Consider the following 8,115-nt stretch of genomic DNA (forward strand, 5'->3'; position numbering starts at 1 on the left):
TAAATCTTTGACATTCAGTGTCATGCTTCAGTACTTCCATTTTTACGCTAGACCTTGCAAAATATCTAGCTAAATTTCAGCATAGATTGTGATATTTCAGTAATCTATAATTTATTTATCTTCTAATCATTGGATGGAACTATGTCCGTACTAGGTAACACGACTCCGCGCGAAATAAAAAAATCATCAAAACTTGAGCATGTATGCTACGACATTCGCGGACCTGTGTTACGAGCGGCCAATGAAATGGAAGAGGCCGGTCATAAAATTATTAAACTGAATATTGGCAACCCTGCCCCATTCGGTTTTGAAGCGCCACAGGAAATTATTAATGATGTCGCATTGAATTTGCCTAATGCGATTGGTTATACCGACTCCAAAGGGATTTTCCCTGCGCGTAAAGCGATTTGTCAGTACTATCAGCAAAAAGGCATTTTCGATATGCATGTCAATGATGTGTATATAGGCAACGGCGTGTCTGAACTGATTGTTATGGCGATGCAAGGCTTGTTGGACGATGGCGATGAAATGCTGGTACCAATGCCTGACTACCCGCTTTGGACTGCGGCAGTGAATTTATCGGGCGGTACTGCTATTCACTACAAATGTGATGAAGAAAACTTTTGGTATCCAGACATTGCCGATATGGAAAGCAAAATCACGCCAAATACGCGCGGTATTGTCATTATTAACCCGAATAACCCAACGGGTGCGGTTTATCCACGTCATGTGTTGGAACAAATTGTAGCATTGGCAAAAAAATATGACTTAATTTTATTTGCCGATGAGATTTACGACAAAATTATTTATGACGGCATTGAGCATGTTGCGGTTGCAGCTTTAGCGGGTGATCAACTCTGTATCTCATTTAATGGCTTGTCTAAATCGTATCGCATTGCGGGCTTCCGTTCAGGCTGGATGGCGATTACAGGCGATAAATCACGCGCTGCAGACTACATTGAAGGTTTAGACATGTTGGCGTCTATGCGCTTGTGTGCCAACCATCAGGCGCAGTACGCGATTCAAACAGCATTGGGTGGTTATCAGTCTATCAATGACTTGATTCGTCCGGGTGGTCGTTTATACGAACAACGTAACATTGCATGGGAAATGCTGAACGACATTCCTGGCGTGTCTTGTGTCAAACCTGAGGGTGCAATGTATTGCTTCCCGAAACTTGATCCAAACGTCTATCCAATTGAAGATGACGAAAAGTTAATGCTCGATTTACTCAAAGCAGAAAAAGTTTTATTGGTTCAAGGTACAGGTTTTAACTGGCCAACGCCTGATCATTTCCGCGTAGTGTTCTTGCCTGCAGAAAATGAATTACGTGAAGCAATGACACGTTTAGGTCGTTTCTTGGCAAAAATCCGCTAAGATCAAACCGAATCTCTCTTTTAAAATGCCGTGTTAATTACGGCATTTTTTATGGATTTTAATTTATTTCTATTTTATCTTTACATCTCTGGTCCATCATCAAGCAGTAACACAGCAAAGCGATAACCTGACACTTGGGGATACACTTTTACACGCCCGCAAAAGCATGCTGTAATAGCCACAAGCGATTAAGTTTCAGGAATTGAGCATGCACTACCAAGTCCATCTTATTGATGCGCAAAAACCATCACAAAACTATATTTGGTTGCTTGAACATTGTGCCAGCAAACAAGTGGTGGTGGTTGACCCTACCGATGCCAAACCTGTTGAAGATTTTTGCCAAAATCATGGTTTAGAGATCGCGCAAATTTGGTTGACGCATTGGCATCAAGATCATATTGGCGGTGTGCCTGAACTCATTGCAGAACGTAATTTACCTGTTTATGGGCCACGTGAAGAATTGAGCAAAATTCCGTTTATCACGCATCCTTTACAAAACCAAGACCATATCAATTTTCATGATTTACAGGTCGATGTTATTGCCGTTCCGGGACATACCTTGGGGCATATTGTGTATTTTATAGATGCGTTGGATGTATTGTTCTGTGGCGACACTTTATTTGCGATGGGCTGTGGGCGTGTTTTTGAAGGTACATATTTGCAAATGTATCAATCTTTAAACCGCTTGGCAGCGCTGCCTCCGCGTACCCGAGTATATTGCACCCATGAATATACATTGGCGAATGCACAATTTGCACTGCATGTAGAACCCGACAATGTTGCCATTCAAGAGCGTTATCAACAAATTGAAAGTTTACGCATGCTTAATCAACCCACTTTGCCAAGCAGCATCGAACTAGAACTGGAAACCAATCCATTTTTAAGAGCCGAAAGTGTCGAAGAATTTCAGAAATTACGTGAACTCAAAGACAACTTTTAAATTGATGCTTTGATCATAAAGCATCTGATATTTCTCTCGGATTATAAAATCTGATTACTGGCAGCAAACTCATCTAATTGAGTTTGCGTCACCACACGCACAGCATTCATTTCATCGACCCGCACCAAAAGTAAATTGGACAATGCAGGCTGATAACGGCGTGCGCTGCCAAAAGGCGTATAAGCCACTTTGGATTGCGAGGAAAACAGTAACCAATCTTCATGCCCAAGCATCACAGCAAAAGGCTCTAGCCCTTGATTTTGCATCTGCTTCACTATGTACTCAGCCTGCTGTTGGATTGTTTGTGCAGTCATGTTTATTTTCCAAATCTTCAAACTCAACCATAGTATAAGCTAATGTCCATTTGGTGCCGACATGCTCCACACTGATATGCATTGCGCTAAATTAAAGCTTTGCATGAAAAATGGATAATCCCCATATGTTCATGCTGAAAATAAATACAGCCTAAAACTAAAAATCATTAACAAAATATTTCTAAGTCATCTTTTGGCAATATATCTAAGACCTTAAAATTAATTACGCCACCTCAGTTAAAATAATAAATATCAATAATTTACAAATAAATAATTCTTTTAAAATATTCTAATTGCTTAAAAGGACTTTAGATTTCTAAAAATCAGTGAAAAAAATGTCAAAGAAATACATTTCTGCCCTTTAAAAATTCAAGAAATATCCCTATTAATAATTAAATAAATGGATAGGAGTTCTCTCGTGAAAAAAGTTGTTAAAGCAAAAAATTTAATTGCGTTTCGTATTTGGTTAGAAAAATTAGGTTATTCAGTCAAAAATTTGGCGGATGGTCACGGTTTCACATTTAGCTTTCAAAAAGAATATGGTTTGGTCACTTGCGAGCTTTCTGGTAATGCTTTAGCAATGAAATTAGGCGAGGAATTTGAAGACCATTTAAAAGCATAAGTACTTATACAATATAGATAAGTATGCGATAACGGTTGAACTTGATAGGATGCAAAAATAAAAATTCAAATCGTATTTCATCAACACTTAAAGATGATCTTGCCCATAACCTGTTTATGGGCTTTTTTTTATACTGAACTTTAAATCTTAAAATACATCTAAGCCTTGTCAAAGAGATGCAATGATTTAAAGCTAAAATAACAGGCAATAAAAAAGCAAGGTCATTGCCTTGCTCTTTAATGTATGGTGGGGACGGAGAGACTCGAACTCTCACACCTCGCGGCGCTGGAACCTAAATCCAGTGCGTCTACCAATTTCGCCACGTCCCCAACATCGGGTACCAACTGAGTTGTTGGATTTTAATTTGGCAGAGGATCAAGGATTCGAACCTTGACGAACGGTTTTGGAGACCGTCATGCTACCATTACACCAATCCTCTGTAACTTAAAATCAAGCTGACTTGATATTTAAGTGGTGGGGACGGAGAGACTCGAACTCTCACACCTCGCGGCGCTGGAACCTAAATCCAGTGCGTCTACCAATTTCGCCACGTCCCCGATGGCTGTGTATATTATAGAGATCACTTCCTGATGACAAGCCTTTTTTATAAAAAAGCACAATGACTGTTTAAATAAAAAACAAAAAACTATTTTTTGATTTTTTCTTAAGCATATTCAGCCACTAAGCCATAATTTCAACTCTGCAATACTCGTTGCACGCTGCGAATAGGACTTTGCCAACATGTGATTCAGCAGTGGTAAAAATGCTTGTAGATGCGTAGAAAGTTGGATATGCAATCTTTGACAATGTAAATACGCCCAATCGTGGTAACTATTTGCCTGCAAGCGTTGTTGCGTTAACCATTCATAAAAAATAATGCCTAAAGCATAAATATCACTTTGTGCAGTTTTGAGCTGTCCGTGAAATAATTCTGGTGCCATATAACGTGGCGTTGCAGTCATCCCCTGACATTGAATATCTGCAATTTGCTGTACTTGCTCAAAATCTAACAGTTTGATTTGCCCATCCAACTGCACAATATGTTCAGCTTTTAAGTCAGCATGAATCCAACCTAATTGATGTAATGCTTCCACTGCTTCAAAGACACGCAAAAATATGTGTTTAATCGCTTCTGTATATTCAGGTAAATTACCCATCACAAAAACAGCTTGCGCTTCAGGTAAAATTAAAGCACGTGAATAGACCTGTGAATAATGCGATGAAATGTCATGTGAATTACCCTGCGACTGAATATGAATGGGTGCAGCATCCATCAATTCACATGGCAATAAAAAAGATAAATATGATGATTGCGCGTACTGTTTATAAAAGTCCCATTCTTGTGCAAAACCCTGCTCTACTGTCGCATGAACACCTTGTTGTTGGGCTTTCAGCCAATAAAACTGCCCTTGATGTTCAAAACGATAGATATGCCGACCATATTGCAAACTTTGCGCTTTACTGCGCAGCTCGAACTGCGCAGTATCTAACTGTTGAACATCCAAATTTAAAACATTAAACAACACTTGCGCCAGTGCGCATTTCTGCTGCGACTTCGGTGGATACCTCTATTTGTGGTACATTTAATAACTCTAAGCAATGTTGCAAAGTTTTACCGACACGTGCATGCGTTTCAATTGATGAAATTTTCGGCCAAGTCGCACGCTCGCCTTCACGCTGTAAAATTTTAAATAAATGTGGTTTCGGGTTTTGCAACATATAGCTGTAATGACGCAGGTTATAGCTTCCTACAATATTCACATCACCATAATAGCGTTGATCGACAATGCCATAGCCATGATCTAGCAAACGACGCACTGGCGGTACAGCTCCTGCGCGCTCACGTACAAAATCCATTACCCCACGACTAATGACTTTGCCCTGACGACGAATAATCCGTTCTGGCCAACTCAGCATATCTTTACGATAACGCTTAATATCATCCTGCATAAAAGGCACTACATGCGGATTGACCTGACTGGCGATGGTGTAGTTAATATTATACAAACGTGCCATTTTTTCCTGTGGGAAATCGCTACGCACACTGCCATCCACCCAACGGGTTTTACCCATATATGGAGTGTGTTCGCCATCATAACGCTTGTTGGTTAAACGTACTGGTGGAAATAAAATTGGCACAGCACACGAGGCCAACACCGCACTCCAAACCAACAAATCTGGCGCAGTGAAGCTGTTCATAATGCGTGAGTCTTGCGATGCATCATAAGGCGCAACCGCCACATTAATATGCAAACCTGATTTTTGAAAAGCTTCTTCAAACGTGGTATCGCCCAAGTTTTTGATCAGGAATTTTTTTAAATAATGCACATCGGCAATTCCACCATTGCCTTTAAGAATTTCGCGCATTTGTCTAAACTGAAATGCTTCGTGGAAAAATGACTCACCACCCAAAATATGCTGTACTTCTTCAGGTTTTGCGATGCCTAGCATTGCAGTCATTATTGCACCCGCGCTCGAACCCGACAGCACTTTAGGCATTAAATCCTGTTCAAGTAAGGCCTTACAAACACCAGTATGAAACAAACCTAGCGTTGCCCCACCAGAGAACATCAAGGCAGGTTGTCCGTATGCAGTTTGGCATTGCTGAAAAAACTCTATTTTTTCTACTTTGGTTAAAGCCTGACATTCATCTGAAGCGACAAAAGCCAAACTTTTACTGACTTCATCCACATAATCTTCAATAATTTTTTTAGTACCCACATAGGTTGCAGTAAACAACATCGGATGGGCAATATTGGCGATGTCAAAAGTTAAACCTTCACGCAAAATATAAATTAAATCGTGACTGCGTTCGGTGGTGCGATAACGGCGTAATAAATTTAAACGATGCGAGATAATTTCCGCATCAAAATATGGCGAACTGTTGTCATATTTCCATTCTTGCGCACCAGTGTCTTCATCTATACGAATGGCAATACTTTTCCATTCTTCATACGATTCGGCATTTTGAATTTGGCGCTTGAGTTTTTTTATGCGATAGGCTTGATGCGGATTAACATCTTCGGTGAAATCTTTAAATAACATAGCATTCCTCAATCCGTTGGTTTATTCGCAGCACTACGCTTGCCTATGCCTACTATACACAACAATATCTAAAAAATTGTAATACGCGTCAATGACTCGATTCACACTTTGATTGTCAAATCTAGGTCAATTGCGCTAGTCTTAAAGTGTAGCAATCTGATCTGCATTTTTTAAGCTGAATTATCATGGCAAACCTAGATTTACCCGACAACATCTTATTATCACTTTCTCATGTACTCCAACAACTACAGCAAAGTTTACCTGCTTTAAAACAAGAAACCGACTTTTCCGCCATCGCATTCAAATGGCAAGATCGACAATTGATAGCGATTCAACAACCAAGAAAAATTGATTTAGATGATTTAAAAGGCATCGAAAAGCAAAAAGAAAAAGTCATTCAAAACACCTTGCAGTTTTTAAATGGCTTACCTGCCAATGATGTGTTACTTACAGGCTCACGCGGTACGGGAAAATCATCTATTGTACGTGCCCTATTGACCGAGTATGCCAATCAAGGATTACGTTTAATTGAAATTGAACGCGATGATTTGTCTGAATTGCCAGAAATTCAAAAAATCATTCAGCATCGTCCTGAAAAATTTATTGTCTACTGTGATGATTTAGCTTTTAACGCAGAAGATGAAAATTATCGTAGTTTAAAAAGTGTTTTAGACGGTTCATTACAATCAGGTTCCAGTAATTTTATTATTTATGCAACCAGTAACAGACGTCATCTATTACCTGAATTTATGCATGAAAATACACCTGTCACTCGTGTAGATGTACCGCAATATACTGAGTTGCATCCTCAAGAAGCAATTGAAGAGAAAATTTCACTGTCTGATCGCTTTGGTCTATGGCTGTCGTTTTATCCAATGGATCAAAATCTATATTTAGAAATTGTGGAGCATTATTTACACAAAGCCGAAATGCCAATGACTGCCGAAGTACGTGCAGAAGCATTAAGATGGTGTCAGGCACGTGGACAGCGTTCAGGGCGTGCTGCCTATCAATTTTCTAAACACTGGATTGGCTCGCAGCAACTTAAAGCACTTTAAATATTTTAATGGGTTGTTTGCATATAGAAGATAGTCAGCAACCCACTCTATTTAAACGCGCTAAATGACTGAGCGACTACTGACCTTGTTCTGCAGCAATCCGTGCCAATGTGTCTTTATAAAATTCTTCGCCATGCGCCTGCATTTCTGCCACAGTCGGCTCTCCTACATATACTTCTTGCGGTGCTGTCGCTTCAGGTGTGATAGCCGAAGGATGAGTTGCTGCAGTAGTCAAACGAGTCGGTACTTCGACCTGTTGGGCTGTCACTGAACTCGGCTGATTTTCTGTACTATTTATATTTTGCTGTATTGACTCAGCGCCCTCGCAAGCGGTCAATACCATCATCCCCATCACACAAATAATGCAAAATGTATTTTTAAATCGCATGTTTATCTCAATTGGTTTTATATTAAATATCTACCAAAAATCATAGTTTAAAGTTGAAAACACAACAATTGGACAGGATTCACAGATTTAAATACTGCTGTCAGCTACTTTATGGATTTCTATAAATTGTAGGATGAGTGCACAAAAAAAATAAAGAAGTTCTATTTGAAACCAATACGTGAAATAAAGTTTGGGTTAGAATATGACTATAAAATTTCAGAAAAATTATTAAAAAATACTTATATTAACCCGAATTACGGATAAGAAAAGCCCTTGAAAAAAAGGTAGTTAGAGCCATTTAGAAAGTTACGACACAACCCAAAGGCTCTAACTACCATGTACGATTTTACAGAAATTTTTTGTATTGTTGA

The 8,115-nt window shown here is 39.3% G+C and carries 8 protein-coding genes and 3 tRNA genes; 4 read left to right on the top strand and 7 right to left on the bottom strand.

Translation table 11 applies throughout. The features are described from left to right. The first annotated feature begins 141 nt into the window (after positions 1-141). Together FTT78_RS09315 and gloB are read left to right on the top strand one after the other, a co-directional pair. Positions 142-1,377, top strand: a complete 1,236-nt coding sequence (locus FTT78_RS09315) for a pyridoxal phosphate-dependent aminotransferase (RefSeq protein WP_004971448.1) — start codon at positions 142-144, stop codon at positions 1,375-1,377. 208 nt (positions 1,378-1,585) lie between these two features. Beyond that, on the top strand, positions 1,586-2,317 hold the full coding sequence (gene gloB / locus FTT78_RS09320) for a hydroxyacylglutathione hydrolase (RefSeq protein ID WP_131261331.1): 732 nt from the start codon (positions 1,586-1,588) through the stop codon (positions 2,315-2,317). A 41-nt stretch (positions 2,318-2,358) separates the two neighbouring features. Here the strand turns inward: gloB and FTT78_RS09325 are convergent, their stop codons facing one another. Then, on the bottom strand, positions 2,359-2,631 hold the full coding sequence (locus FTT78_RS09325; protein WP_104851819.1) for a hypothetical protein: 273 nt from the start codon (positions 2,629-2,631) through the stop codon (positions 2,359-2,361). A gap of 418 nt (positions 2,632-3,049) precedes the next feature. On the opposite strand from FTT78_RS09325, the gene FTT78_RS09330 reads away from it, so the two are divergent. Next, on the top strand, positions 3,050-3,253 hold the full coding sequence (locus tag FTT78_RS09330) for a hypothetical protein (RefSeq protein WP_004971452.1): 204 nt from the start codon (positions 3,050-3,052) through the stop codon (positions 3,251-3,253). Between the two features lie 244 nt (positions 3,254-3,497). Here the strand turns inward: FTT78_RS09330 and FTT78_RS09335 are convergent. The 5 genes from FTT78_RS09335 to FTT78_RS09355 all read right to left on the bottom strand — a co-directional run bounded on the left by FTT78_RS09335 (position 3,498) and on the right by FTT78_RS09355 (position 6,298). Continuing rightward, positions 3,498-3,582, bottom strand: a tRNA-Leu gene (locus tag FTT78_RS09335). Between the two features lie 36 nt (positions 3,583-3,618). After that, a tRNA-Trp gene (locus FTT78_RS09340) sits at positions 3,619-3,692 on the bottom strand. Between the two features lie 33 nt (positions 3,693-3,725). Then, a tRNA-Leu gene (locus FTT78_RS09345) sits at positions 3,726-3,810 on the bottom strand. 117 nt (positions 3,811-3,927) lie between these two features. Continuing rightward, a complete protein-coding gene (locus tag FTT78_RS09350; RefSeq protein WP_180044094.1) occupies positions 3,928-4,779 on the bottom strand; it encodes a protein kinase in 852 nt (283 codons plus the stop codon). Beyond that, positions 4,769-6,298: a DUF3336 domain-containing protein gene (locus FTT78_RS09355; protein ID WP_180044096.1), complete on the bottom strand. Its 1,530-nt coding sequence runs from the start codon at positions 6,296-6,298 to the stop codon at positions 4,769-4,771. Before FTT78_RS09355 ends, FTT78_RS09350 begins: the two co-directional genes overlap by 11 nt. Positions 6,299-6,483: 185 nt before the next feature. On the opposite strand from FTT78_RS09355, the gene FTT78_RS09360 reads away from it, so the two are divergent. After that, on the top strand, positions 6,484-7,356 hold the full coding sequence (locus tag FTT78_RS09360; protein ID WP_096902520.1) for an ATP-binding protein: 873 nt from the start codon (positions 6,484-6,486) through the stop codon (positions 7,354-7,356). Positions 7,357-7,432: 76 nt separating this feature from the next. Here the strand turns inward: FTT78_RS09360 and FTT78_RS09365 are convergent, their stop codons facing one another. Next, positions 7,433-7,744, bottom strand: a complete 312-nt coding sequence (locus tag FTT78_RS09365) for a hypothetical protein (protein ID WP_004971456.1) — start codon at positions 7,742-7,744, stop codon at positions 7,433-7,435. Positions 7,745-8,115 lie beyond the last annotated feature (371 nt).

The sequence above is a fragment of the Acinetobacter sp. YH01011 genome, from assembly GCF_013420785.1.
Classification (GTDB): domain Bacteria; phylum Pseudomonadota; class Gammaproteobacteria; order Pseudomonadales; family Moraxellaceae; genus Acinetobacter; species Acinetobacter towneri.